The following is a 26,352-nucleotide window of genomic DNA, read 5'->3' as shown; positions in this document are numbered from 1 at the left end:
CGATTAGAAGTACGTCAAGCGCGCCGTTACTGAACGGTGCGCTGGCTTTCCTGACGCAGTTCCTGCACCCCTTGGCGAGAGTCCTTCACAGTCTGTTTGGCTTTCATCGCCTGGGCCTTGCGTTCGGCCACGCGAGCATCCCACTCAGCCTGTTCGGCGAGGGTTCTGGCCTGGTCGTATTTCTTGTCGTGCATGGCGATTTCGGCTTGTTTGAGCTTGTCCTGAGCCGCCTTCATTTCCACGGCGGCGAATTCAGTACCGCCCGCGCTGACCGCGCTGTTGACCGCCGATTCGGTCACGGCGAACTGTTCGGTGGGTGGATTGCCGGCACAACCGGCCAGCACAAGGCTGCCGCCAATGGCCAGGGCAGCCATTTTCAGGCCGTGCAGCGGGGTGGATGAGGATTTGCCTGTGCGGGTTTTCATGGTTTTCAACTCCATTGGGCTAACTCCTGAACAACTGAAAAATCCATCCTGGGCAAGGAGCCGCAACCTTCGTTTTCGGGGGCGTTTTGAAACGGCCGTCCCAGGCGTGGTTACTGGGTTGACCGAAGGGGATTTTTAAAAGTTCAGAGAAATTGCCTGCTACCTGAAAACCGGGCGAGGCTTGAATGCGGGTTTTTGCTCCCCTGTAGGAGCTGCCGAAGGCTGCGATCTGTTGATCTTGCTTTTAAAAGCAGAATCAAAAGATCGCAGCCTTCGGCAGCTCCTACAGGGGCGGTGAGTGCGGGAAATCAGTGTTTCTGCTTGTCGTTACCCGTGGACATATCGTGCAAATGCCGACGCGACAGCGCCAGGAAACGCGGGGTGGGGCCGATGTCTTCGTACAGCGGGTCGCCTTCCTCATCGGTCGCAACCACGGTCGAGCCCTTCACATAGGGAAAGCTTTTTTCCAGTTCTTCCAGTGCGGCGCCGATCAGTTCGCCGAGCAATTCTTCGGGTTGCCGCTTGGGATACATTTCGATGATCGCCGCCAGCCTGGCGGCCGCTTCCACGTCCAGATGAATCGAGTAGCCGGTGTCGGTCAGGCGACCCTTGGCGTTTTCTTCCCAGTGATGGACAAGCTCGCGGATTTTCATAATGACCTCATGTCGCGCCTGCTCGTGGCAGGTCGGGTGAGTACCGGCATTGGCCGGCGAAAGCCGTTGTACGGCCTATTGTTCAGCCTAGCTTGCACATTGAAGGTTTGAAGTCCCTTCGTCGTCTGGGTTGTAAGAAGCGGGCCGGAGCGGCACTCTTGGGCTCTTGGCCGCCCGGATTCTTTGCTGGAGAACTGCTGATGACCGATATTGATGCACGCTTGCGCGAGGACGTTCACCTACTGGGTGAATTGTTGGGCAACACCATTCGTGACCAGTACGGGGACAGTTTCCTCGACAAGATCGAGCAGATTCGCAAGGGGGCCAAGGCGGACCGTCGCGGCTCCATGGACGCCGAACTGAGCGCCAGCCTCAACCAGTTGACCGAAGACGAATTGCTGCCGGTGGCGCGGGCGTTCAACCAGTTCCTCAACCTGGCCAACATCGCCGAGCAGTATCAGTTGATTCATCGTCGCGACGAGTCGCAGCCGGCACCGTTCGAATGCCGGGTGTTGCCTGAACTGCTCACCCGTCTGCGCGCCGAAGGCCACAGTGCCGAATCCCTGGCCCGACAGTTGGGGCGCCTGGAAATCGAACTGGTGCTCACCGCGCACCCCACCGAAGTCGCCCGCCGCACGCTGATCCAGAAATACGACGCCATCGCCGCGCAACTGGCGGCCCAGGACCATCGCGACCTGACCACTGCCGAGCGCGAGCAGATCAAGTCGACCTTGCAGCGTCTGATCGCCGAAGCCTGGCACACCGAAGAAATCCGCCGCACCCGCCCGACGCCGGTCGACGAAGCCAAATGGGGTTTCGCGGTGATCGAACATTCGCTGTGGCACGCGATCCCCAATTACATGCGCAAGGCCGATCAGGCCCTGCACGCCGCCACCGGCCTGCGCCTGCCGCTGGAATCGGCGCCGATTCGCTTCGCCTCGTGGATGGGCGGCGACCGCGACGGCAACCCCAACGTCACCGCTCCCGTCACCCGCGAAGTGCTGTTACTGGCGCGCTGGATGGCAGCCGACCTGTACTTGCGCGATGTCGATCAACTCGCCGCCGACCTGTCGATGCAGCAGGCCAGCGAGGCGCTGAAGGCCAAGGCGGGGGAGAGTGCCGAGCCTTACCGCGCGGTGCTCAAGCAACTGCGCGAGCGCCTGCGGGCCACGCGCAACTGGGCGCACAGCGCGTTGACCTCGCCCGTGGCTGCCACCGCCGATGTGCTGCAGGACAACCGAGATCTGCTCGATCCGCTGGAGCTGTGCTACCACTCGCTGCATGAGTGCGGCATGGGCGTGATTGCCGATGGCCCGTTGCTCGACTGCCTGCGCCGGGCCGTCACCTTCGGTCTGTTCCTGGTGCGTCTGGACGTGCGTCAGGATTCGACACGCCACTGCGCGGCCATGACCGAAATCACCGACTACCTGGGCCTGGGTCGTTATGAGGACTGGAGCGAAGAAGAGCGCATCGCATTCCTCACCCAGGAACTGAACAACCGTCGCCCGCTGTTGCCTGCCCACTACAAACCGTCCGCCGACACTGCCGAAGTCCTGGCGACCTGCCGGGAAATCGCCGCCGCGCCCGCGGCTTCGCTTGGTTCCTACGTGATCTCCATGGCCGGTGCCGCCTCCGATGTGCTGGCAGTGCAACTGCTGCTCAAGGAGTCCGGCGTGTTGCGGCCGATGCGCGTGGTGCCGCTCTTCGAAACCCTGGCTGACCTGGACAACGCAGGGCCCGTGATCGAAAAACTGTTGCTGCTGCCGGGCTATCGCGCGCGCCTGCAAGGGCCGCAGGAAGTGATGATCGGCTACTCCGATTCGGCCAAGGACGCCGGCACTACCGCGGCGGCCTGGGCGCAGTATCGGGCGCAGGAACGTCTGGTGGACATCTGTCGCGAGCAACAGGTGGAGCTGTTGTTGTTCCACGGTCGCGGCGGCACAGTGGGTCGCGGCGGCGGCCCGGCCCACGCGGCGATCCTGTCGCAGCCACCGGGATCGGTGGCCGGACGTTTCCGCACCACCGAGCAGGGGGAAATGATTCGTTTCAAATTCGGCCTGCCGGACATCGCCGAACAGAACCTCAACCTGTATCTGGCCGCGGTACTGGAGGCGACCTTACTGCCGCCGCCACCACCGACGCCCGAGTGGCGGCATTTGATGGATGAACTGGCCGCCGACGGCGTCAGTGCGTATCGCGCCGTGGTCCGGGAAAACCCGCAATTCGTCGAGTATTTCCGCCAATCCACGCCGGAGCAGGAGCTCGGTCGCCTGCCGTTGGGCAGTCGCCCGGCCAAGCGTCGCGCCGGCGGTATCGAAAGCCTGCGGGCGATTCCGTGGATTTTCGGCTGGACCCAGACCCGCCTGATGCTGCCGGCCTGGCTCGGCTGGGAAGCGGCGCTGAGCAAGGCGCTGGAGCGCGGCGAGGGCGAGCTGCTGGGGCAGATGCGCGAGCAGTGGCCGTTCTTCCGGACCCGCATCGATATGCTGGAGATGGTACTGGCCAAGGCCGACGCGGAAATCGCCCAGTCCTACGACGAGCGTCTGGTCGAGCCGGACCTGTTGCCGTTGGGCGCGCACTTACGCGACTTATTGTCGCAGGCGTGCGCGATCGTTCTGGGGATGACCGGTCAGTCCCAGCTACTGGCACATAGCCCAGACACCCTCGAATTCATCCGCTTGCGCAACACCTACCTGGACCCGCTTCATCTATTGCAGGCCGAATTGCTGGCGCGTTCCCGGCAACAGGAAGTGGCGCAGGGCAGCCCGGTGGAGCAAGCGTTGCTGGTGTCTGTGGCGGGAATTGCCGCCGGTTTGCGTAATACCGGCTAAGGTTTTCGCGGTGGGGACAGGCATCCGGCGCGTGCGCGGGATGCCGATCGATGGCCGTTGAAAAAGTACGGCCAGGCGACAGTTAATGATGGGGTTGCGACGGGGAGAACCGCGCCAAAACGTCGCAGCAGGCAGCGGTTTCTCCGACTTTTGGCGGCTTGTGTGGGCGCAGCCTGCTGTGTATCTTGATCAGCCTTTGGCCGTTTGGGCGGTCGCGGACCCTATTTTTGAGATTGGCCCCACGAGGCGAATCCGACGGTATCCATATAAAAAATTGAGGAGCACATCGATGCGCGTCATTCTGCTGGGAGCTCCCGGGGCCGGTAAAGGTACTCAGGCTAAGTTCATCACCGAGAAATTCGGCATTCCACAAATCTCCACTGGCGACATGCTGCGTGCAGCGGTCAAGGCCGGCACCGAGCTTGGCCTGAAGGCCAAGGGCATCATGGATGCCGGTGGCCTGGTCTCCGACGACCTGATCATCGCGCTGGTCAAGGACCGCATTTCCCAGGCCGATTGCGCCAAGGGTTTCCTGTTCGACGGTTTCCCGCGCACCATTCCTCAGGCTGAAGCCCTGGTGACTGCCGGTGTCGAACTGGACGCAGTGGTCGAGATCGCCGTTGAAGACGAAGAAATCGTCCAGCGTATCGCCGGTCGCCGTGTTCACGAGGCCAGCGGCCGCGTGTACCACATCGTCTACAACCCGCCGAAAGTGGCCGGCAAGGACGACGTCACCGGTGAAGACCTGGTGCAGCGCAAGGACGACACCGAAGAAACCGTGCGTCATCGCCTGTCGGTCTACCACTCGCAGACCAAGCCGCTGGTGGCTTTCTACCAGAATCTGTCGGCTGCCAACGGCAAGCCGAAGTACAGCCACATCGAAGGCGTCGGTTCGGTTGAAGCAATCACCTCCAAGGTGCTTGCAGCCCTGAGCTGAAAAGTCTGACTCGCTGTATCATCCACGGCCCGCTTGCGGGCCGTAGTTGTTTATACTGACGCCCTTTTTCTGATAACACGTGTGGAAACATCGATGAGCACCTTGCTGGCCCTGGACACCGCGACTGAAGCTTGCTCCGTTGCCTTGCTGCACGACGGCAAAGTGACGAGCCATTACGAGGTGATCCCGCGCCTGCATGCGCAGAAATTGCTGCCGATGATCCAGCAGTTGCTGGCCGATGCCGGCACTACCTTGCAGGCGGTCGATGCGATTGCCTTCGGGCGTGGGCCGGGTGCATTCACCGGTGTGCGCATTGCCATCGGCGTGGTGCAAGGCCTGGCGTTCGCGCTGGATCGTCCGGTGTTGCCGGTGTCCAACCTTGCCGTCTTGGCCCAGCGTGCCTATCGCGAACACGGCGCCAGTCAGGTGGCGGCAGCTATCGATGCGCGCATGGATGAAGTGTATTGGGGCTGCTACCGCGAGACCGCGGGGGAGATGCGACTGGTGGGCACCGAAGCGGTCCTGCCACCGCAAGCGGCTGCACTGCCGGCGGATGCCAGTGGCGAATGGTTTGGCGCGGGGACCGGTTGGGGTTATGGCGAGCGGATTGCCGTGAACTTGAGCGGGCAGGACGCAGGCATGCTGCCCCACGCCGAAGACCTGCTGACCCTGGCGCGATTTGCCTGGGAGCGCGGCGAGGCCATCGTGGCCGATGAGGCGCAGCCGGTGTATCTGCGGGATAAAGTGGCGACGCCGAAGGCGCGTTAAACCCTGGCGCACACCCCTGTAGGAGCGAGCGGTGCGACGATTCGACTTGCCCGCGAAGAGGCCAGCACTTTCGACATCCAAGTCGACTGACCCGACGCTTTCGCGGGCAAGCCTCGCTCTACAGGTTTTTGGGCGGCTGCATAGATGTCGGCTCGCGATAAATTCCCAAACAGCGCCGATCGTCTGTTTCTAACCCCGGCTTTTAAACCTTTTGCCTTTTATGTGTTCTAGTTATCACTCGGCGGTTTGCGAAGTGGGCAGGGCGCCACTAAACTGCCATCACTGATACCGAGCATGCACTTATGCGTATAGACGGCCTTTCCGCTCATTCCTACCCAATCAAGCGCAAGCCTCGCAAAGGCGCTGTGGTGGAAGACGAGTCCGTCGATATCGAAGGCGAGCTGGAGTTTCCCTCCGAAGAACAGCTGGCCGCCCGCGCCAAGGCTGCCGCCCAGCGCCTGAGCAATCTCCCCGCCCGTCAGCAGGACATGCTCTATCACCGCGCCATGAGCAAGAGCGTGGCGATGGCCCTGGCCAGCTACCTGAGCACCGCCGGTTTCGTCGATTGGGAAGGTGAAGTGCTGGGGCTCGATCTGTACATCTGATGCTGCTGCCTTACTACCTCGGCTGCCCGTCCTGGAGCGAAAACGCCTGGCGCGATTACCTCTATCCCGCCGACGCCAAACCCTCCGATTTCCTCAATCTCTATTCCCAGGTTTTCAATGCGGTGGAAGGCAACACGACCTTCTACGCAAGCCCGGCTGCCAGTACCGTGCAGCGCTGGGCAGAAATTCTTCCTGCGCATTTTCGTTTCACCGCCAAGTTTCCCGGTGACATCAGTCACGGCGGCGACCTGCGCGAACAACTGACCGCCGCCGAAACCTTCGTCCAATTGCTCAGCCCGCTGGACGAGCGGGTATCGCCATTGTGGTTGCAGCTGTCGAAAGGCTTCACCCCGCAGCGCCTGCCCGAACTTGCCGGGTTCATCGATGCCCTGCAACGGCCGTTGGCGGTGGAAGTGCGACACGACGATTTCTTCGCCAAGGGCGACAGTGAGCGCATGCTCAACCGCCTGCTCATGGATCGCGGTGTCGAACGCATCTGCCTCGATCCACGCGCGCTGTTCAGCTGCACTTCCACCGAGCCTTCGGTGCTACACGCCCAGTCGAAAAAGCCCAGGGTTCCTCCGCGACCGGCGGCGTTTACCCAGTGCCCGCAGGTCCGTTTCATCGGCCATCCAACACTTGAAGCCAACGACTCGTTCCTGACGCCTTGGGTGGAGAAAATCGCCCTGTGGATCGAAGAAGGCCGAACACCGTATATCTTCCTGCACACCGCCGACAACGTGCTGGCGGCGAAGCTGGCGCAGCGTTTTCATGCCCGGTTGATGTTGCGATTGCCTGGCTTGCCGGCGCTGCCTGAGCTATACAGAGAGCCCGCCGCCGAGCAACTTGGCCTGCTCTGAAGGCGGATTCGTTCCCCTTGTCAGGAGGCTGCCAAATGGATGCGCAAACCCTTCGAGCCCAAGCGTTCAAAGCCCTGCACGAACGTGGCGGGATATTCGTGATGCCCAACCCTTGGGATGCCGGCTCGGCAAAAATGCTCGCGGGCCTGGGTTTCGAGGCGCTGGCGACCACCAGTGCCGGTTTCGCTTTTTCCCAGGCGCGCCCAGATGGCGGCCTGACCCTGGACGACACCTTGGCCAACGTCAGGGCGATCGTTGCCGCTACCGACCTGCCGGTGTCGGTCGATCTGGAAAACGGTTTTGCCGATGACCCCGCCGAATGCGCGCAGAGCATCGTGCGCGCGGCTGGCGCGGGCGCCGTCGGCGGTTCGATCGAAGACGCCACCGGCCGCCCGGACACGCCCATCTATTGCTTCGAGCATGCCGTGGCCCGGGTCAAGGCCTGCGTTGCTGCCGCGCGCAGCTTGCCGTTCCCGTTCACGCTGACCGCCCGGGCCGAAAATTACCTGCACGGCAATCCGGACCTGGACGACACCATTCGCCGCTTGCAGGCGTTCGCCGAAGCTGGCGCCGACGTACTGTATGCGCCGGGGTTGCGTAACGCCGATGAGGTGTTGGCGGTGGTTCGCGCCGTGGCGCCGAAACCGGTCAATGTGCTGATGTCCGGCGGCTTGAAGCTGACGGTCGAGCAGCTCGGCGAAATGGGCGTCAAACGCGTCAGTGTCGGCTCGGCGCTGGCCCTGGCGGCACTGGGCGAGTTCTACCGCGCGGCCGAAGAGATCAGGACCTCGGGCACCTTCAGCTTCACCTCGCGCTCCATGCCCTACGCTCAGGCCAATCAGTTCTTCAAAGGCTGACGATGCGCTTGCGTTGGTGGCTGTTGCTGGGGCTGTCGATGATGGCGGCGGCGGGTTTGGGCGTCTGGCGAGGCTGGGTGTCCGTGCCGCCGCAGTGGAATCCCTGGGCGCCGCTGGATGTGAAGGCGCCGCCGAACCTGCTGACCCGCTACAAGCTGATGCGCCTGCGGGCCGATCCGCAGCTCTGTGATCAGGCCCTGAGCAGTTCCGGCCTGCGGGTGACCCGTCAGGCCGACAGCCCTGACGCCAAATGCCCGCTGATTGACGCCCTGCGGGTACAGGGCGGCGATGTAGCGTTGAGCAGCAGCTTCCTCGCCAGCTGCCGTCTGGCGGTGTCCTTCGCCCTGTTCGAGCATCACGCGTTGCAACCGGCGGCGCAGGCTATCTACGGCCAGAATGTGGCGCGGGTCGATCATCTGGGAAGCTTTGCCTGTCGCAATGTCTACGGCCGCGAAAGTGGTCGCCTAAGCCAGCACGCGTCGGCCAATGCCCTGGATATCGCCGGTTTCCGCCTGGCCGATGGCCGCGCCATCAGCGTGCTCAAGGACTGGCCCAAGGACAATCAGGATGCGCAGTTTCTAAGGCAGGTCCGCGACGGTGCCTGTGGCCTGTTCAGCGTGGTGTTGAGTCCGGATTACAACGCCGCCCATCGCAATCACTTTCATGTCGATGTCGGGCCGTGGTGGGTCTGTAACTGAGGGCGGGGATCAGGCGGCGAGGCGCAGGTTCTGCAGGACGATCGGGCGCGCCCAGCGGCTATCGAAATCCAGTTGTTTCTGCTGTTCGACCATGTCTTCCGGCGAGAACGGCGGGAAAGGCTTGTCCAGCAGATCGAGTTCGAACTCGGCGATCGGCAGGTGCAATGGACGCGGTTGTGGCCCAGGGCCGGCTTCTGGCACCGGTTGACCGGCAGTCAGCACGATCGGGCGGACCCAGCCGCTGTCGAAATTCTGCTCGCGCTGTTGGGCGACGATTTCTTCCGGCGGGAACGGTGGGAAAGGTTTGTCGGCGAGGTCCATTTCGAACTCGGCAATCGGCAGGAACAGCGGCTCGGGCGGGCGAACCTCGTTGTCTTTCACGTCGCATTCACGCTGGGCGACGATGTGCGCCAGCAGTTCGCTGCCGACGGTGGGTTCGTCCGGGCTTTCGAGATCCACCGGTGGAAAGTTCAGCGATTCAGGCAGCACCTCACCCGACTGTTCGGACAGCGCTCTGGCAAAGAAATCCTGCCAGATGTGGCTGACACCGCTCAGTGCCTGGGTGTTTTGCCGGTTGTAGTCGCCGTAGGGCGAAATAAAACCGGAGATGATGGGTTGAATGTCTGACATGACTCTCGGTCGACGCTCGGCTCTGGCAAAATGCTCGATAGTTTTGTTATCGGCCGATTTTGCCGATCATTAATTTTTTGAGCGTATTTTCCAATGATTGATCAACCGGCAGCGTGCCGCATCCATGTCCAGGCGCTGGGCGAGACTTTTCAGCCACAGGCCGAGCACTGGGCCGAGCGTCTGGGCCTGCCGTTGCAGGTGGATGATGGTGAGTTCGCCTTGCAGGTCGGCGAGCAGGGCTTGCAGCTGCAACAGCTCGGCCCGGACGCGCCGGGGCCGGTGCGGGTGGACTTCGTCGAGGGGGGCGCGGCCCATCGTCGGCTGTATGGCGGCGGCAACGGCCAGATGATCGCCAAGGCGGTCGGTATCGCCCAGGGCGTGCGTCCACGGGTGCTGGATGCCACGGCGGGGTTGGGCAAGGACGCGTTCGTGCTGGCCAGCCTAGGCTGCGAGATGAGCCTGATCGAGCGCCAGCCGCTGATCGGGGCCTTGCTCGAAGATGGCCTGGCCCGTGGCGCGGAGGATTTCGACGTGGCGCCGATCGTGGCGCGCATGCATCTGCTCAAGGGCAATTCGATCGAGGTGATGAACAACTGGGAAGGCGAGCCGCCGCAGGTGATCTATCTCGACCCGATGTTTCCGCATCGCGAGAAAACCGCGCTGGTGAAGAAGGAAATGCGCCTGTTCCGGCCGCTGGTGGGCGACGACCCGGATGCCCCTGCCTTGCTTCAGGCGGCGTTGGCGCTGGCGACCCACCGGGTCGTGGTCAAGCGCCCGCGCAAGGCGCCGTGTATCGAGGGGCCCAAGCCGAGCCATGCGCTGGATGGCAAGTCCAGTCGGTATGACATTTATCCCAAGAAGGCGCTCAAGTCGTAAGACCGAGTCGTTCCATTCGCGGGCAAGCCTCGCTCCTACGGTACGCAAAACCTGTAGGAGCGAGGCTTGCCCGCGAAGACGTACGAATGGCTGGCTAAGGCCGATAAGCCCGCATGAACAGCTCCACCACCTCCCGCACATGGCTCTCCGCCGCCTCTTCGGTCAACGGTTCGCCACAGCCAAACAGCAAGCGAAAGTTCGCCGCCCCCTTGAGCAGGCAGAAGAAGTGCTCGGCTGCATTGCGGGGCTTGTCGATGCGCAACTCGCCGCTCTGATCCACCTTGCTCAATAGCCGCTCCATGCCTTGCAGCATGCGCTGCGGGCCGGCTTCGAAGAAGATCAGCGAGAGCTTCGGGTCCTGGCTGCCCAGGGCCATGATCAGGCGGTGCAGGTTCACCGACTCGTCGCTGTTGATCAGATGATGAAAGCCGCGGGCGATGTTCAGCAGCACGGTTTGCACCGCCACGCCCTGGGGCAGTTCAAAAACCAGCGGCGGCAACTGCTCCTCGCACTTGGCCACCACGGCGGCGGAGAACAGCGTCTCCTTGTCATTGAAGTGACTGTAGACCGTGAGTTTCGAAACGCCGGCTTCGGCGGCGACAGCGTCCATGCTGGTGTTGGCATATCCCTTGGTGAGGAACAGCGTCTTGGCCGCGTCGAGGATCGCCTGGCGCTTGGCCAGATCCTTGGGGCGGCCTGGGCCGTTGGGTACTGAAGGACTATTCGGCATATGCGCTTTTATTACTGGACTGGTGAGTTTGCTATTAATAACATACCGGCCAGTATAATTATTCCAAGCACCCTTGGCGAAAGGTCCTTCACCATGTTCCGCTATGCCTTGTCCCTCGCATTGCCAGTCAGCCTGGCTTTTTTATTGACGGCGTGTGGTCACGAAGAGGCGCCGCAAACCACCGTGCGCCCGGCCATGGTGGTCCAGCCAGAGCCTTCGGCCCAGGCGACCGAGAGCTATCCCGGTGAAGTCCGTGCCCGCTACGAGCCGGATCTGGCCTTCCGCATCGGCGGTAAAGTCAGCCGACGACTGGTCGAGGAAGGGCAGCGGGTCAAGGCCGATCAACCCCTGGCCGAACTCGATCCCCAGGATGTGCGCCTGCAACTGGAAGCCACCCGTGCCCAGGTGGCCGCCGCCGAAGCCAACCTCAATCTGGTGCGCGCCGAGCGTGATCGCTACAAGACCCTGATGGACCGTCAGATGGTCAGCCGCTCGCAGTACGACAACGCGGAAAACCTCTACCGCTCCGGCGAAGCCCGTCTCAAGCAGATCAAGGCCGAATTCAACGTCTCGACCAACCAGGCCAGTTACGCCGTGCTGCGTGCGCCCCAGGATGGCGTCGTGGCCAAGCGTGCGCTGGAAGTCGGGCAAGTGGTGGCGGCGGGGCAGACGGTGTTCACCCTGGCCACCGATGGCGAGCGCGAAGTGTCGATCAGCCTGCCGGAGCAGAGCTTCGGTCGCTTCAAGGTTGGCCAGCCGGTGTCGGTGGAACTGTGGACGCAACCGGGCCAGCGTTTCGCCGGGCACATCCGCGAACTCTCGCCGGCCGCCGATCCAAAATCCCGCACCTTCGCCGCACGCATCGCCTTCAACGCAGGCAAGGTCGCGGCCGAGCTGGGCCAAAGCGCCCGGGTCTACGTGCAGACCGCCGAGACCGTGCCGCTCTCGGTGCCACTGTCCGCGCTTACCGCGGAAAACGGCGTGACCTACGTCTGGGTCGTCAGCGCCAACAACACCCTGAAAAAGACTCCGGTGCGGGTCGGCGCTTTCGGCGAGAAAACCGTGCCGGTACTCGAAGGTCTCAACGCCAGCGACTGGGTGGTGGCCGCCGGCGTCCATGTGCTTCTGGACGGGCAGCAGGTGCGCCCGGTGGATCGCTCCAACCGCGTGGTCAATCTGGCGGACAAGGAGTAATCCCCGATGGGCTTCAATCTTTCCGAATGGGCGCTGCGTAACCGCCAGATCGTACTGTTCCTGATGCTGTTGCTGGCCATCGTTGGCGCACTTTCCTACACCAAGCTGGGCCAGAGCGAAGACCCGCCGTTTACCTTCAAGGCCATGGTGATCCGCACCAACTGGCCAGGCGCGACGGCGCAGGAAGTCTCGCGCCAGGTCACCGAACGCATCGAAAAGAAGCTGATGGAAACCGGCGAGTACGAGCGCATCGTGTCGTTCTCCCGCCCCGGCGAATCCCAGGTGACTTTCATTGCCCGCGACTCCATGCACTCGGTGGAGATTCCGGAGCTCTGGTATCAGGTGCGCAAGAAGGTCAGCGACATTCGCCACACCCTGCCGCCGGGCATTCAGGGGCCGTTCTTCAACGATGAGTTCGGCACCACCTTCGGTAACATCTACGCGCTGACGGGCGACGGTTTCGATTACGCGGTGCTCAAGGATTACGCCGACCGCATCCAGATCCAGCTGCAACGGGTCAAGGATGTGGGCAAGGTCGACCTGCTGGGTTTGCAGGACGAAAAGATCTGGATCGAACTGTCCAACGTCAAACTCGCCACCCTCGGCCTGCCCCTGGCGGCGGTGCAGCAGGCGCTTGAAGAACAGAACGCGGTGTCCACCGCCGGGTTCTTCGAAACCAGCAGCGAGCGATTGCAGCTACGGGTCTCGGGGAATTTTCAGACAGTCGATGAAATAAAAAACTTCCCGATCCGGGTCGCGGATCGCACCTTCCGTATCTCCGACGTGGCCGATGTACGCCGGGGTTTCAACGATCCACCGGCACCGCGCATGCGCTTCATGGGCGAGGACGCTATCGGCCTGGCCGTGGCCATGAAGGACGGCGGCGACATTCTGGTGCTGGGCAAGGCGCTGGAACTGGAATTTGCCCGCATCCAGAAAAACCTGCCGGCCGGCATGCAGCTGCGCAAGGTGTCCGATCAACCGGCGGCGGTGAAAACCGGGGTCGGCGAGTTCGTCCAGGTGCTGGTGGAAGCGCTGGCGATCGTGTTGCTGGTGAGCTTTTTCTCCCTCGGCGTGCGCACCGGCATGGTGGTGGCCCTGGCGATTCCGCTGGTGTTGGCGATGACCTTCGCCACCATGTATTACTTCGGCATCGGCCTGCACAAGATCTCCCTCGGCGCGCTGGTGCTGGCGCTGGGCTTGCTGGTGGACGACGCGATCATCGCCGTGGAAATGATGGCGATCAAAATGGAACAGGGCTTCGACCGGATCAAGGCGGCCAGTTATGCCTGGACCAGTACCGCGTTCCCCATGCTCACCGGTACGCTGATCACCGCGGCTGGGTTCCTGCCGATCGCCACCGCGCAATCGGGCACCGGCGAGTACACCCGTTCGATCTTCCAGGTGGTGACCATCGCGCTGCTGGCGTCCTGGGTGGCGGCGGTGGTGTTCGTGCCTTACCTGGGGGAAAAACTCCTGCCGGATCTGGCGAAAATTCATGCCGCCAAACACGGTCCTGATCAGCCCGATCCATACGGCACGCCGTTTTACCAGCGGGTGCGACGCGTGGTGGAGTGGTGCGTGCGTCGGCGCAAGACGGTGATTGTGGCGACGGTGATTCTGTTCATCGCCTCTGTAGCCCTTTTCCGTTTTGTACCGCAGCAATTTTTCCCGGCGTCGGGTCGACTGGAGTTGATGGTCGACCTGAAGCTGGCCGAAGGCGCTTCGCTGAGCAACACCACCGACGAGGTCAAGCGTCTTGAGGCGATGCTCAAGGACAAGGCCGGGATCGATAACTACGTGGCGTATGTGGGCACCGGTTCGCCGCGTTTCTATCTGCCGCTGGATCAGCAACTGCCGGCGCCGAGCTTTGCGCAGTTCGTGGTGTTGGCGAAATCCATCGAGGAACGTGAAGCCCTGCGCAGCTGGTTGATCACGACTCTCAACGAACAATTCCCGGCCCTGCGTTCGCGGGTCACGCGCCTGGAAAACGGCCCGCCCGTGGGCTATCCGATCCAGTTCCGGGTGACCGGGGAACACATCGAGGAAGTCCGTGCGCTGGCTCGCAAGGTGGCGGCCAAGGTGCGGGAGAATCGCCATGTGGCCAACGTCCATCTGGACTGGGAAGAGCCGAGCAAGGTCGTCTACCTGAACATCGATCAGGACCGCGCGCGGGCGCTGGGCGTGAGCACGGCGAACCTGTCGAAGTTCCTGCAGAGCTCGCTCACCGGTTCCAGCGTCAGCCAGTACCGCGAGGACAACGAGCTGATCGAGATCCTGCTGCGCGGCACCGTGCACGAGCGCACCGAACTGTCGCTGCTGCCGAGCCTGGCGGTGCCGACCGACAACGGCCGCAGCGTCGCCCTGTCGCAGATCGCGTCCCTGGAATACGGCTTCGAAGAAGGCGTGATCTGGCACCGCAACCGCCTGCCCAACGTGACGGTTCGCGCCGACATCTACGGCAAGGAACAACCGGCGACCCTGGTGAAACAGATCATGCCGACCCTCGACCCGATCCGCGCCGAACTGCCTGACGGTTATCTGCTGGATGTGGGTGGCACCGTGGAAGATTCCGAGCGTGGTCAGAAGTCGGTCAACGCCGGTGTGCCGATGTTCATCGTGGTCGTACTGACGTTGCTGATGCTGCAACTGCGCAGCTTCTCGCGCACGGCGATGGTGTTCCTGACGGCACCGTTGGGCCTGATCGGCGTCACCCTGTTCCTGATGGTCTTCCGCCAGCCGTTCGGTTTCGTGGCGATGCTCGGCACCATCGCCCTGTCGGGGATGATCATGCGTAACTCGGTGATCCTGGTGGATCAGATCGAACAGGACATCGCCGCCGGCCTCAAGCCCTGGCAAGCCATCATCGAAGCCACCGTCCGCCGCTTCCGCCCGATCGTCCTGACCGCACTCGCCGCCGTCCTGGCCATGATCCCGCTGTCACGCAGCGTGTTCTTCGGGCCAATGGCCGTGGCGATCATGGGCGGGCTGATCGTCGCGACGGCATTGACGCTGCTGTTCCTGCCGGCGTTGTACGCAGCGTGGTTCCGCGTTCGCAAAGATAGCCTCTGACGCTCTCTTCCTCCGTGTAGGAGCTGCCGAAGGCTGCGATCTTTTGATTTTCAGAAGCAAGATCAAAAGATCGCAGCCTGCGGCAGCTCCTACATAAGTTTCGGAAACGTCTGATATTGAGGGGTGGTCATCACGGTGCTGTACTCGATCCTCGTTTTTGAGGGCTACCGAGGCCGCACCCATGAAAAAACCACCCCGACTGCAAGGCCGGCTCGACCCCGTGTTCGACCGGCTCGGTCAGTCTCCCCACAAGGAACGTCTCGCCGATTACCTTGCGCTGCTCAAGCCACTGGACGATCAAGGCCGCTATCGACCGTTTCACGAACTGCGCTACCGCTGGCCGCCGGGGCTGGATTCGAATCTGTGCTGGGCGCTGGTGAAGAAGGCGCGGACCGCGCAGTACTCCAGCCTTTTGCCTCTGGGTGAGTCACCTCAGTCGAGCAACTTCGTGCTCACACCGCTGGCACAGAAGGCAATCTCGGCCGTTGACCGGCAAGCGACCACGGCAGCGCTGGAGTTCATGACCAGCCAGATCGGCGAACACGCACACTTCAGTTATCTGCTCAACGACCTGATCGAGGACGAGGCCATCAGCAGCAGCCAGCTCGAGGGCGCGGCAACGACTACGCAGGTGGCCAAGGACATGCTCAAGCGCAAACGCCTGCCGCGCACGCCGGATGAGCGGATGGTGATCGGCAATTTCAAGATGATGAACTTCGCCTGGGAACAGCGTCATGATCCCTTGAGCGCCAGACTGATCCTGGCCATGCACCGGGTGGGCGTCGAGGGTATCGATGATGCGCGTTACTCGCCGGGAATCTTCAGGTGCAACGATGACGTGGTGGTGCAGGACGGCGAAGGGCAAACCGTATATACGCCGCCTCCTGCAAAAGGGCAGACGGACCGGTTGCAGGGATTGGTGGAATGGATCAATCAGCCCCACAGCGACATTGAGCAAAAGGACTATCTTCACCCGTTGATCAAAGGCATCGCCCTGCATTTTGCGTTGGGCTACGAACATCCCTTCCGAGACGGCAACGGCCGGGTTGCGCGGGCGTTGTTCTATTGGTTCATGTTCAAGAATGACTTTTCGGCGTTTCGCTACATTGCGATCAGTGTTTTGCTGCGTAGCGCACCGGTGAAATACGGGCGTTCATACCTGAACACCGAGTCGGATGACCTGGACCTTACCTATTTCATCGATTTCCAGTGTTCGGTGGTGCTTCGGGCTGTAGGCCGTTTTACCGCGGCTTATCGGAAAAGTTTGGCGCACGCCGATCACTTTGATCGCTGGCTCATGGAGTCGGGCTTTTTTCACCGACTAACCGAGAGGCAGCGAGCCGTATTTCAGGTGGCCAAGAGCGGGATGGCCAAGGAGTTCACGGCAGGCAATGTGAAGGAGCATCTGGGGTGCTCTCACAACACGGCTTCGACGACCTTGAACGGGCTGGTCGATTTGAATGTGTTCGAGAAAAGAAGGATGGGGCGTGAGTGGGTGTTCTTTCTGCGGGGTGGTTTGGCAGTTTAGTGTCCTGTGGGAACGGGCTTGCTCGCGAAAGCGGTCTGGCAGTCAACATCATCAGAGACTGACACACCGCCTTCGCGAGCAAGCCCGCTCCCACAGGTTTTCATGCGGGGCGGGTCAGAGTGCTCCGAACACTTTCTTCGCCAGGCTGGTCGCGGCGGCGGCAGGGTCTTTGCGGATGGTTTCTTCCTGTTTGCCGATCATTTCGAACAGGCCGTTGAGGGCTTGTTCGGTGACGTAGTTTTCGACATTGGCGCTCTTGGCGTCGATCACGCCCATGGTCGCGGCCTGGCCGGCGAATGAGTTGTATTGCTTGGCCAGGCCGACCTGGTCGGTGGCCTGCTTGACGATCGGCAGGAACTTGGCGCGGATCTGTTCGCGGCTGGTCTTGTTCAGGTACTGGGTGGCCGAGTCGTTGCCGCCGCTGAGGATGCCCTTTGCGTCTTCGACGGTCATTTTCTTCACGGCATCGACCAGGATCGGTTGGGCCTGGACCACGGCGGTTTCCGCGGCCTTGTTCATGCTGGCTTCCAGTTCATCGACCTGATCACCCATGCCGAACTGCTTCATTTTGCTGGCGACCTTGCCCAGTTTGCCCGGCAGTTCGATCTTCACGTCCGGGTTGTTGCTGAAACCACCCGGCGTGCCCAGTTGTTTCACGGCCAGTTGCGCGCCCTGGGTCAGGGCGTCCTTGAGCCCGCCGGTGGCGTCTTTCTGTGACAGGTCGCTGAGCGACAGCGCCATCGCGCTGACACTGATCATCAAACCTGCGCACAGGCCGGCAAAGCGGAGAGTAGGGCGGAACATGGCAACTTCCTTTTTCAAAAGAGACTTACTTCATTAGAGGCTTAGCGGGCCGCGTCAACGCGGACCTTCACAGGTTGTGGATCGCTGCCGTCCAGGCGCACGGCGTGGTTCTCGGTGGTGATGAACAGCAGTTTGCCATCGACTTCGATGCGAGCGTTGATCGAATAACGGTGATTGGCTTCGACCTTCGCCGGGTCGTAGCTCAGGTGGAACGGCAACGGCACCTGGCCTTTGACCGGGCCACGCTGTTCGTCGATGACTTTGGCCGGGGCATCGGCGAGCGAAATGTCTTGCAGGCTGACGCTGAGGATCGCGGTGGGCGGCAGGGCGATGCGTTGCAGGTAGAAGACTTCGCCATCGAGGGAGGCCTTGGGCGCCGGGGTTGGATGCTGGCAGGCGCTGAGCAGTACGGCGGCTGCGAGCAGGGACAGTTTTTTCATCGGATGATCTCCGTATCGAGGGCGCCAGACCCGCCTGGCGCCTTGATCAATTTAGACGCTTTGTTCAGGCGTTGCGGGTTGATCGGCGGCATCTTCGCTGCGATGCAGCGCCACCTGGCGGATCGACAGACGAATCTCCGCCGGCAACACCCGCTTGGCCGCGCCTTCGGCCAGTTCGCCCAGCAGTTCGTGATAGCCCAGCTTGCCGGCCTCGTCGCGCTTGAGCACTTCAAGATCGAGCATCGTCTGGATGAAATGGCGGAACAGGCTCTTGTCGAAGAACTCCGGCGCGTTCAGGCCGTGCAGGATCGACAGGCGCTGGGCCATGACCGTGCACAGGTCCTCCAGCTCTTCGGCGCTGATGCTGTTCTGGCCGCTGTTGAGCAGCAGGGAAACGGTCATGTAGAAGCGCTGCAGGGTCTGGGCAATGCTCTTGGACAACAGGGTCAGCAGCACGAAATGCCGCGAACTTGGCGCCGGGCGCAGGTAGACATCGTTCTCGAAACGCAGCAGGCCTTGCTCGACGAACGCTTCCAGCCATTGATCGATCACGCCATCGAGCTCATCCAGCGACCAGCGAATGAACAGCTCCGATTGCAGGTACGGATACAGCGCGCGAGTGTAGCGCAGGATCTGTTCGCGGCTCATGCGCGAGGCGCTCTGGAAGAAGCTCGCCAGCAGCGCCGGCAGGGCGAAGATGTGCAGCACGTTGTTGCGGTAGTAGGTCATCAGGACGGCGTTTTGCTCATCCAGATACAGGATCTTGCCCAGGGCATCGCTCTGCTCCGAGAGCAGATCCATGTCCTTCACATGCTCGATCAGCGCCCGGCCATCACCTTGCGGCAGAGTGGTGTGCGGCGAGTAAGGCACCTTGCGCAGCAGTGCCAGGTACAGATCCAGCACCCGGGCCATGGCGCGGTCGTCCAGGGCCAGGCGGCTGGTGGACAGCAGTGCCAGCGCCACCAGGTTGACCGGGTTGATTGCCGCCGCTTCGTTCAGATGCTGCGCGACTTTCTCGCCGAGACGGTTGGTGGTTTCGTTGAGCCAGGCCGGTTTGAACTGCGGGCCGAGTTCCTGTTTGCGCCAGCCTGGCTGTTCGCTGTCGAGGAACTCCGCCAGTTTGATCGGCTCACCGAAGTTCACTGCCACCTGGCCGAAACGCTGCTTGAGGGCGCCGATGACCTTGAAAATATCGAAGATCGATTCCTTCTTCTTGCTCGCCCCGCGCAGTTCGCCCAGGTAAGTGCGGCCTTCCAGCACGCGCTCATAACCGATGTACACCGGCACGAACACGATCGGCATCCGCGAGGAACGCAAAAAGCTGCGCAGGGTGATCGCCAGCATCCCGGTCTTGGGTTGCAGCATGCGCCCGGTGCGTGAGCGGCCGCCTTCGACGAAGTACTCCACCGGGAAACCCTTGGTGAACAGGGTGTGCAGGTACTCGTTGAACACCGAGGTGTAGAGCGGGTTGCCCTTGAAGGTGCGGCGCATGAAGAACGCGCCGCCACGGCGCAGCAGGCCGCCGATCACCGGCATGTTCAGGTTGATTCCGGCGGCGATGTGCGGCGGGGTCAGGCCGTTGCGGAACAGCAGATAGGACAGCAGCAGGTAGTCGATATGGCTGCGGTGGCACGGCACGTAGATCACTTCGTGCCCCGGGGCGATTTTCTGCACGCCTTCGATGTTGTTGAGCTTGATGCCGTCGTAGATCTTGTTCCAGAACCAGCTCAGCACCACTTCGAGGAAGCGAATCGCGGTGTAGGTGTAGTCCGAAGCGATCTCGTTGCCGTAGCGCAGGGCCTGGGCCTTGGCCTTTTCCGGGGAGATGTTTTCGCGCTCGGCTTCATCGAGGATCGCCTGCTTGACCATCGGCTGGTTGACCAGGCCTTTGACCAGATTGCGGCGGTGGGAAATGTCCGGGCCGATCACGGCGGTTTTCAGGTTGCGGAAATGCACCCGCAGAATGCGCTGGGCCATGCGCACGGTACGTTCGTGGCCCTTGTCGTGATTGATCAGCTCGCGCAGATGGATCGGCGCGGAGAACTGCACGCGGGTCTTGCGCCCCAGCACGATGATACTCAGCAGACGACGCAGGCGGCCGGTGACCGCCCAGCTGTCGGCGAAGAGCAATTTCCAAGGGCTCGATTCGCTGTCCGGCGACTGGCCCCAGAACACGCTGACCGGAATGATCTGCGCGTCTTCGGCGGCGTTCTGGCTCAGGGCGCTGACCAGGCGCGTGAGGGTGGGTGGCGCGCCGCGGTTGTCCTGGCGACCGAGCCAGTCCGGGTCCGGGGTCAGGTAGAAGAAGGCTGCCGGCTCCAGCAGGTTACCCACCGATACCGGCAGCACCGGACGCGGCAGGCCGGCCTTGCTGCATTCGGTGTCGACCACGGCGAGGTCGGTCAGGGAGGGGTTTTGCAGGACGTAGAACACCGGACGACTGCGGTCGAGGTTGAGGGTGAACGACGACTGGTTGATCGTCTCCGAGCGAACCCAGAGGTACAGCAGTCGGCGCAGGGTGCCAAACACAAGACGGCGGAACGGGGAACGGGTCATACGGCATCTGCTTGAGTGAAAAAAAACCGAGCGTTTGCTCGGGAGCTCGATAGTTTGCCGTATTCGCTGAAAATCGGCAAAAAGCGGCGAAGTAAACTCTAGTTGAGAGTTTTTGCGCGTGTCATATACTCGGCGCTCTGTCGCCTGCCTGCATTGGGCCAGCATGTGCGACTGATGTTCCCGAGGCTTTCCTGCGAAAAGCCCGATCAATAATAAAAAAGGAGTATGAACAGATGGCAACACGTGAAACCGGCAACGTGAAGTGGTTCAACGACGCCAAGGGCTACGGCTTCATTCAGCGTCCGGATGGGGTGGACGTGTTCGTGCACTACCGTGCGATCCGCGGCGAAGGCCACCGTTCGCTGACTGAAGGTCAGCAGGTTGAATACGCGGTGGTGGAAGGGCAGAAGGGGTTGCAGGCTGAGGATGTGGTAGGGCTGTAGTAGGAAGCTGCAAGCTGCAAGCCTCAAGCTGCAAGCAGATTGGCTTGGGGCTTGGGGCTTGAAGCTTGAAGCTTGAAGCTTAGGCAGTCCGCCAGACGATCTCTTCCTCACCATCGGCGCTGATGCGAATCCAGCGATCCGCCGCTTCTTCACTTTCTTCCTCGACCCAGCTGCCCGGCGCGCAACGTACTTCGACGTTCAGCGCGGCGAAGGCTGCGCGGGCGCAGGCGATGTCGTCGTCCCACGGGGTCTCGTCGCTTTCCAGGTACAGGCTGTTCCATTTGCCCACGGCCTTGGGCAGCCAGGTCACCGGGACGTTGCCGGCCTTGCACTTGAAGGTCTGGCCTTTCTGCACCCAGTCGCTGCACGGGCCCAGCGCGGCGCCGAGCCAGGCGGCGATGGCCTTGTGGTCGACGTCGGCGTCTTTCAGGTAAATCTCGATATCGGGCTGGCGCATGGATGTCCTCGTTGCGTGTCTGAAAAATCCATTCGCGGATTTAGCCGGCCTTGAACCGTCGTCCAGGGCCAAATGGTCGGGTTATTGAAGAACGAAATAATCGTAGCGCATCGAGACCGTGACCTCGAACGGCTCGGCCTGCTCGATCACCGCGGCCCGGCGCTCGGCACTGGCGCGCCAGCCGTGGGGCGTCATGGCCAGCAGGTTCGCCCGGTCCTGACCGCTGGTTAGCGTCAGTTTGAATTCCAGGGTTTCGCTGTGGGCCAGCGCCATACCTTCGGGCACCAGGGCCAGATGCTTGTCGTCGGTGTATTCGCGGACTTCGTCGTACAGCCGCTCGCGCAATTCCATCAGGTGGCCGCTGGTCGGCCCGACTTTCATCAGGCCGCCGCCGGGGCTGAGCAGGCGCTTGGCTTCTTCCCAATCCAGCGGGCTGAAGACGCTGGCCAGGAACTGGCAGCTGCCCGAGGCCAGCGGCACCCGGGCCATGCTGGCGATCAACCAGGTCAGTTTCGGATTGCGTTTGCAGGCGCGTTTGACCGCTTCCCGGGAAATGTCCAGGGCGTAGCCATCGGCGTCCGGCAGGGCTTCGGCGATCTGCGCGGTGTAGTAACCCTCGCCGCAGCCGATGTCGACCCAGCGCGCTGGCGCGTAACCGGCCGCCAGTTCCGCCAGGCGCCTGGCCACCGGCGCATAGTGCCCGGCATTGAGGAAGTCGCGACGGGCTTCGACCATCGCCTGGTTATCCCCAGGATCACGGCTGTTCTTGTGCTGCACCGGCAACAGGTTCAAGTAACCCTGGCGTGCACGGTCGAACCGATGCCCGGCGGGGCAGACCACGCCGTTGTCCACCGCATTGAGCGGCTCGCTGCAGATCGGGCAAGCAAGCATCAGGCGAGCAACTTGACGAGGGTCTGGTAGTAGATCTCGGTCAGCACATCGAGGTCGGCGGCCAGTACGCGCTCGTTGACCTGGTGGATGGTGGCGTTGACCGGGCCCAGCTCGACCACCTGGGTGCCCATGGTGGCGATGAAGCGACCGTCGGAGGTGCCGCCGCTGGTGGAGGCCTTGGTTTCGCGACCGGTGATGTCCTTGATGCTCGAGGAGACCGCGTCGAGCAGCGCGCCCGGTTCGGTGAGGAACGGCAGGCCGGACAGCGCCCAGTCGATGTGCCAGTCCAGGTCGTGCTTGTCGAGGATATCGGCCACGCGCTTCTGCAGGCCTTCTACCGTGGACTCGGTGGAGAAGCGGAAATTGAACACCGCCACCAGGTCACCGGGAATCACGTTGGTCGCGCCGGTGCCGGAGTTGACGTTGGAGATCTGGAAGCTGGTCGGCGGGAAGAAATCATTGCCGTGGTCCCAATGCTCGGCGGCCAGTTCGGCCAGGGCCGGGGCGGCGAGGTGGATCGGGTTCTTGGCCAGGTGCGGGTAGGCCACGTGACCTTGCACACCGCGTACGGTCAGCTTGGCGCCGAGGGAACCGCGACGGCCGTTCTTGACCACGTCACCGACCAGGGAAGTGCTCGACGGCTCGCCGACGATGCACCAGTCCAGACGCTCCTTGCGGGCCGCCAGACGCTCGACCACCGCCTTGGTGCCGTGGTGCGCCGGGCCTTCCTCGTCGCTGGTGATCAGGAACGCGACCTTGCCCTTGTGATCCGGGTAGTCGGCGACGAAGCGCTCGGCGGCCACGGTCATGGACGCCAGGCTGCCTTTCATGTCCGCCGCGCCACGGCCGCAGAGCATGCCGTGTTCGTCGATCACGGCATTGAACGGGTCGATCTGCCAGGCGGTCACGGGACCGGTCGGCACCACGTCGGTGTGGCCGGCGAAGCACAGCACCGGGCCGTCGTGCTTGCCGTGGGTGGCCCAGAAGTTGTCCACATCTTCGATACGCATCGGTTCCAGTGCAAAACCGGCATCGCCCAGGCGCTGCATCATCTGCTTCTGGCAATCGGCGTCGACCGGCGTCACGGACGGACGGCGGATCAGGTCGATGGCGAGTTGGAGGGTCGGCGAAAGGTCGGCGTGGGCCGTCATGGAAAAAACTCCGGAAGATCGTAGTAGGAGCGAGGCTTGCCCGCGAAGAACGATGATGAGGTGTATCTGTTACACCGAGTCGCTTCGTTCGCGGGCAAGCCTCGCTCCTACAGGGAATGTGGGGGACAGGGCCCCGCAAAATGGCGGTTATCTTAAAGCAAAACGGCGACCATAGGCCGCCGTTTAGTACATCGGTGAAGATTTACAGCGCAGGCGCCGTTTCCACTTCGGCCGCAGGTTTTGGCAGCGATGACAGGAACGCCATGATCAGCGCCGCCAGGTAGGGCAGCGACTGCACCAGCAGCATGGTCACCCAGAAGCGCATGTCGTTGCTCGGCATGCCGTTGACCAGGAAGATCCCCAGCGCCGCGCCCCACAGCAGGAGCATGATGAACAGCTCTTCGCGCGCTTCCGAAATCGCCACCCAGAAGCCGTGATTGTCGGCGTTCTTCGGGGTGCGGAAAAACGGAATGCTGCTGGTGAAGAAACCGTACAGCACCGCCTTGGCGATGGTGTGCGACAACGCCAGGCCAGCCAGGGCCGCGCAGAACGCATCCTTGAGGTTCACGCCGACGGCGCGACGGTAGAGGAAGATGATCTTGCCGACCTTGAACACGAACAGCGCCAACGGCGGGATCGCGAAAATCAGCAGCGGCGGATCGACCCGCTGCGGCACGATGATCATCGCCGCCGACCACAACAGCGCGCCGACGGTGAAGAAGATGTTCATGCCGTCCGCCACCCACGGCAGCCAGCCCGCGAGGAAGTGGTAGCGCTGGCCGCGGGTCAGCTCGGTGTCCTTGCCGCGCAGCAGGCTGCGGGTGTGTCGCTTGATGATCTGGATCGCGCCATAGGCCCAGCGGAAACGCTGTTTCTTGAAGTCGATGAAAGTATCGGGCATCAGGCCCTTGCCGTAGCTGTCGTGGTAGTACGCCGCCGACAGGCCTTTCTCGAATACACGCAAGCCCAGCTCGGCGTCTTCGCAGATGCACCAGTCGGCCCAGCCCAGTTCCTCGAGCACCGAGCGACGGGTCATGGTCATGGTGCCGTGCTGGATGATCGCGTCACGGTCGTTGCGCGTGACCATGCCGATGTGGAAGAAGCCCTTGTATTCGGCGTAGCACAGCTTCTTGAAGGTGCTTTCGTTCTGGTCGCGGTAGTCCTGCGGCGACTGCACCACGGCGATCTTCGGATCGGCGAAGTGCGGCACCATGTGCTTGAGCCAGTTGGGGTGCACGCAGTAATCGGAGTCGATCACCGCGATCACTTCGGCATCCTTGGCGGTGTGCGGAATCAGGTAGTTCAGCGCGCCGCCCTTGAAGCCAGCCAATGGCGCGACGTGGAAGAATTTGAAGCGCGGACCCAAGGTGGCGCAATAGTCACGCACCGGTTCCCAGACCGCCGGGTCCTTGGTGTTGTTGTCGATGATCAGGACTTCGAAGTCCGGATAGTCGAGGTTGGCCAGGGCATTGAGGGTCTGTTTGACCATCTCCGGCGGCTCGTTGTAGCACGGCACATGGATCGAGACTTTCGGACGATAGTTGGAATCACCCACTACCGGCAGGAATTCCCGTCGGCGCTTGTGAATCCACACCGCCTCGGCCAGTTCGTGAGCCTCGGTGAGCAACACGATGAACACCCCCAGCGCACCGAGCGCCAGGAGGAAGCCGACCGTCAGGCTGAACCAGGTGCTGTATTGCTGGCTGTAGTCGTAACCGATCCACACCAGCACCGAACCGCACAGGAACGCGATGAAGGTCAGGAAGGTGCGGCCACGCTGGCGCAGGGCCGAGCCGTCGATCATCAGCAGGGTCAGCGACAGCAGCGCCAATACCACCGAACCGATCGCCAGCACCCGCCATTGCGGAATCGCGACCACCGGGCCTTCGAAGTTGAATTTCTGCTGGCGGGCGGCGTTGAACACGCCCCAGTAGGCACCCACCGAACCTTCGTCACTGGCCTTCCACGGCTGGTCGAAGGCTTCGATCACGAAGTAGTTGAAGCCCTGGCGGTTGAGCTTGTTGACCAGGGTGCGCAGATAGATCGCCTGGTCGGCGGGCGACGCATCGGCGCCACCGCGCATGCGGCCGTTGCTCGGCCAGCCCACTTCGGACAGCAGCAGCGGCTTTTTCGGGAACATCTTCTTCAGATCGCGGGCGCGGTCGAGGACGAACTGCCCGGCCTTGTCCATCGGGATGAATTCCCAGTAGGGCAGGACGTGGGCGGCGATCAGGTCGACGTGCTTGGCCAGTTCCGGGTGTTCTTCCCAGACGTGCCACTGCTCCGACGTGGTCACCGGCACCTTCACGGCCGCGCGGACGCGATCGAGGATGACACTGAGGTCCTTGGCGGTGATTTCCTTGCGGAAGATCGCTTCGTTGCCGACCACTACGCGAACCACGCTGCGCGAGGTATTGGCCAGTTCGATGGCGCGGGCGATTTCCCGCTCGTTGCGTTCCTGATCCGGGCTGATCCAGATCCCCAGGGTCACCCGCAGGCCGAATTCTTCCGCCAGTTTCGGGATGTCTTCCAGGGTGCCGTCGACCGAGTAAGTACGGATGTTGTCCGTCAGCTTGCTCATGATTTCCAGGTCGCGGCGCATCTCATCGTCAGACGGGTACTGCTGCTTCTGTGGGAATTGGCCTTGCTGGAACGGCGAATAGGAGAAGCCGGAGATCTGCTCGGGCCAGTTGGGGGCGGTGACCGGGCGGTTGATCAACGCCCAGAAGCCGGTAAACAAGGCCGCGATGGCGAGCACCACGACCAGGTTGAGTCCAAATTTACGGGATGACATAGCTATTTCAGGTTCCAAAGGCTGTGGAACGAAGGAACGGTTGGCTGTCGGCTGCTCTAGAGCGGGGGCGCGCATCCTACACCGGGCCTTCCCTGACCGTACAGCAGACAGGGAATTGCCTGATGTTGGGCAATTCTGATTCACATAAGTTC

Annotated in this window: 23 protein-coding genes; 12 read left to right on the top strand and 11 right to left on the bottom strand. The window is 62.2% G+C overall.

Going from position 1 to position 26,352, the window contains the following annotated elements; all coding sequences use genetic code 11:
• Positions 1-26 precede the first annotated feature (26 nt).
• Positions 27-440 carry a DUF4398 domain-containing protein gene (locus tag HNO86_RS00955; protein WP_175375154.1) on the bottom strand — a complete coding sequence of 138 codons (414 nt, stop codon included), beginning with the start codon at positions 438-440 and terminating at the stop codon, positions 27-29.
• A gap of 293 nt (positions 441-733) precedes the next feature.
• Positions 734-1,078 carry a pilin assembly protein gene (locus HNO86_RS00950; protein ID WP_175375153.1) on the bottom strand — a complete coding sequence of 115 codons (345 nt, stop codon included), beginning with the start codon at positions 1,076-1,078 and terminating at the stop codon, positions 734-736.
• Between the two features lie 200 nt (positions 1,079-1,278).
• On the opposite strand from HNO86_RS00950, the gene ppc reads away from it, so the two are divergent.
• From ppc to HNO86_RS00915, 7 genes are all read left to right on the top strand, one after another.
• Entirely contained in the window at positions 1,279-3,909 is a 2,631-nt protein-coding gene (gene ppc, locus HNO86_RS00945) for a phosphoenolpyruvate carboxylase (protein WP_175375152.1), read from the top strand.
• A gap of 289 nt (positions 3,910-4,198) precedes the next feature.
• Complete coding sequence (adk, locus tag HNO86_RS00940; RefSeq protein WP_175375151.1) at positions 4,199-4,846, top strand: adenylate kinase; 648 nt, start codon at positions 4,199-4,201, stop codon at positions 4,844-4,846.
• A gap of 93 nt (positions 4,847-4,939) precedes the next feature.
• The gene (tsaB, locus tag HNO86_RS00935) at positions 4,940-5,614 is read left to right on the top strand and encodes a tRNA (adenosine(37)-N6)-threonylcarbamoyltransferase complex dimerization subunit type 1 TsaB (RefSeq protein WP_175375150.1); all 675 of its coding nucleotides are present in this window, start codon (positions 4,940-4,942) and stop codon (positions 5,612-5,614) included.
• Positions 5,615-5,916: 302 nt separating this feature from the next.
• The gene (locus HNO86_RS00930) at positions 5,917-6,219 is read left to right on the top strand and encodes a hypothetical protein (protein ID WP_175375149.1); all 303 of its coding nucleotides are present in this window, start codon (positions 5,917-5,919) and stop codon (positions 6,217-6,219) included.
• Entirely contained in the window at positions 6,219-7,079 is an 861-nt protein-coding gene (locus tag HNO86_RS00925; RefSeq protein WP_175375148.1) for a DUF72 domain-containing protein, read from the top strand. Before HNO86_RS00930 ends, HNO86_RS00925 begins: the two co-directional genes overlap by 1 nt.
• A 35-nt stretch (positions 7,080-7,114) precedes the next feature.
• Positions 7,115-7,936: an oxaloacetate decarboxylase gene (locus tag HNO86_RS00920; protein WP_175375147.1), complete on the top strand. Its 822-nt coding sequence runs from the start codon at positions 7,115-7,117 to the stop codon at positions 7,934-7,936.
• Between the two features lie 2 nt (positions 7,937-7,938).
• Positions 7,939-8,634 (top strand): extensin family protein, encoded by a 696-nt coding sequence (locus tag HNO86_RS00915; RefSeq protein ID WP_175375146.1) that lies wholly within the window; start codon positions 7,939-7,941, stop codon positions 8,632-8,634.
• Positions 8,635-8,643: 9 nt separating this feature from the next.
• Here the strand turns inward: HNO86_RS00915 and HNO86_RS00910 are convergent, their stop codons facing one another.
• Positions 8,644-9,264 (bottom strand): energy transducer TonB, encoded by a 621-nt coding sequence (locus HNO86_RS00910; RefSeq protein WP_175375145.1) that lies wholly within the window; start codon positions 9,262-9,264, stop codon positions 8,644-8,646.
• A gap of 93 nt (positions 9,265-9,357) precedes the next feature.
• Between HNO86_RS00910 and HNO86_RS00905 the strand changes: the two genes are divergently transcribed.
• Positions 9,358-10,140, top strand: a complete 783-nt coding sequence (locus tag HNO86_RS00905) for a class I SAM-dependent methyltransferase (protein ID WP_178130877.1) — start codon at positions 9,358-9,360, stop codon at positions 10,138-10,140.
• Positions 10,141-10,234: 94 nt separating this feature from the next.
• Here HNO86_RS00905 and HNO86_RS00900 read toward each other — a convergent pair whose 3' ends face one another.
• Entirely contained in the window at positions 10,235-10,870 is a 636-nt protein-coding gene (locus tag HNO86_RS00900; protein ID WP_175375144.1) for a TetR/AcrR family transcriptional regulator, read from the bottom strand.
• 93 nt (positions 10,871-10,963) lie between these two features.
• On the opposite strand from HNO86_RS00900, the gene HNO86_RS00895 reads away from it, so the two are divergent.
• The 3 genes from HNO86_RS00895 (at position 10,964) to HNO86_RS00885 (ending at position 16,664) form a co-directional block, all read left to right on the top strand.
• Positions 10,964-12,064 (top strand): efflux RND transporter periplasmic adaptor subunit, encoded by a 1,101-nt coding sequence (locus HNO86_RS00895; RefSeq protein ID WP_175375143.1) that lies wholly within the window; start codon positions 10,964-10,966, stop codon positions 12,062-12,064.
• Between the two features lie 6 nt (positions 12,065-12,070).
• On the top strand, positions 12,071-15,136 hold the full coding sequence (locus tag HNO86_RS00890) for an efflux RND transporter permease subunit (RefSeq protein WP_175375142.1): 3,066 nt from the start codon (positions 12,071-12,073) through the stop codon (positions 15,134-15,136).
• Between the two features lie 181 nt (positions 15,137-15,317).
• The gene (locus HNO86_RS00885) at positions 15,318-16,664 is read left to right on the top strand and encodes a Fic family protein (protein ID WP_175375141.1); all 1,347 of its coding nucleotides are present in this window, start codon (positions 15,318-15,320) and stop codon (positions 16,662-16,664) included.
• A gap of 114 nt (positions 16,665-16,778) precedes the next feature.
• Here HNO86_RS00885 and HNO86_RS00880 read toward each other — a convergent pair whose 3' ends face one another.
• From HNO86_RS00880 to plsB, 3 genes are read right to left on the bottom strand one after another with little or no spacing between them, the layout of a single operon-like run.
• Positions 16,779-17,468: a DUF4197 domain-containing protein gene (locus HNO86_RS00880; RefSeq protein ID WP_175375140.1), complete on the bottom strand. Its 690-nt coding sequence runs from the start codon at positions 17,466-17,468 to the stop codon at positions 16,779-16,781.
• A 41-nt stretch (positions 17,469-17,509) separates the two neighbouring features.
• Positions 17,510-17,908, bottom strand: coding sequence for a YbaY family lipoprotein (locus HNO86_RS00875; protein ID WP_175375139.1), 399 nt, complete (start codon positions 17,906-17,908; stop codon positions 17,510-17,512).
• A 51-nt stretch (positions 17,909-17,959) separates the two neighbouring features.
• Complete coding sequence (plsB, locus tag HNO86_RS00870; RefSeq protein ID WP_175375138.1) at positions 17,960-20,464, bottom strand: glycerol-3-phosphate 1-O-acyltransferase PlsB; 2,505 nt, start codon at positions 20,462-20,464, stop codon at positions 17,960-17,962.
• Between the two features lie 233 nt (positions 20,465-20,697).
• Between plsB and HNO86_RS00865 the strand changes: the two genes are divergently transcribed.
• Positions 20,698-20,907: a cold shock domain-containing protein gene (locus tag HNO86_RS00865; RefSeq protein WP_175375137.1), complete on the top strand. Its 210-nt coding sequence runs from the start codon at positions 20,698-20,700 to the stop codon at positions 20,905-20,907.
• A gap of 79 nt (positions 20,908-20,986) precedes the next feature.
• On the opposite strand, the gene HNO86_RS00860 is transcribed toward HNO86_RS00865, so the two are convergent.
• The 4 genes from HNO86_RS00860 to HNO86_RS00845 all read right to left on the bottom strand — a co-directional run bounded on the left by HNO86_RS00860 (position 20,987) and on the right by HNO86_RS00845 (position 26,200).
• Entirely contained in the window at positions 20,987-21,364 is a 378-nt protein-coding gene (locus HNO86_RS00860; RefSeq protein ID WP_175375136.1) for a hypothetical protein, read from the bottom strand.
• Positions 21,365-21,445: 81 nt separating this feature from the next.
• On the bottom strand, positions 21,446-22,255 hold the full coding sequence (locus HNO86_RS00855; protein ID WP_175375135.1) for a putative RNA methyltransferase: 810 nt from the start codon (positions 22,253-22,255) through the stop codon (positions 21,446-21,448).
• Positions 22,255-23,406, bottom strand: a complete 1,152-nt coding sequence (gene dapE / locus HNO86_RS00850; protein ID WP_175375134.1) for a succinyl-diaminopimelate desuccinylase — start codon at positions 23,404-23,406, stop codon at positions 22,255-22,257. The genes HNO86_RS00855 and dapE overlap by 1 nt, the downstream gene beginning before the upstream one ends.
• A 202-nt stretch (positions 23,407-23,608) precedes the next feature.
• On the bottom strand, positions 23,609-26,200 hold the full coding sequence (locus HNO86_RS00845) for a glycosyltransferase (protein ID WP_175375133.1): 2,592 nt from the start codon (positions 26,198-26,200) through the stop codon (positions 23,609-23,611).
• Positions 26,201-26,352: the final 152 nt, after the last annotated feature.

The organism is Pseudomonas sp. C1C7 (assembly GCF_013359595.1).
Lineage (GTDB): Bacteria > Pseudomonadota > Gammaproteobacteria > Pseudomonadales > Pseudomonadaceae > Aquipseudomonas.
Note: the sequence above shows the minus strand (reverse complement) of the source record. Positions and strands in the feature narration are given on the sequence as shown.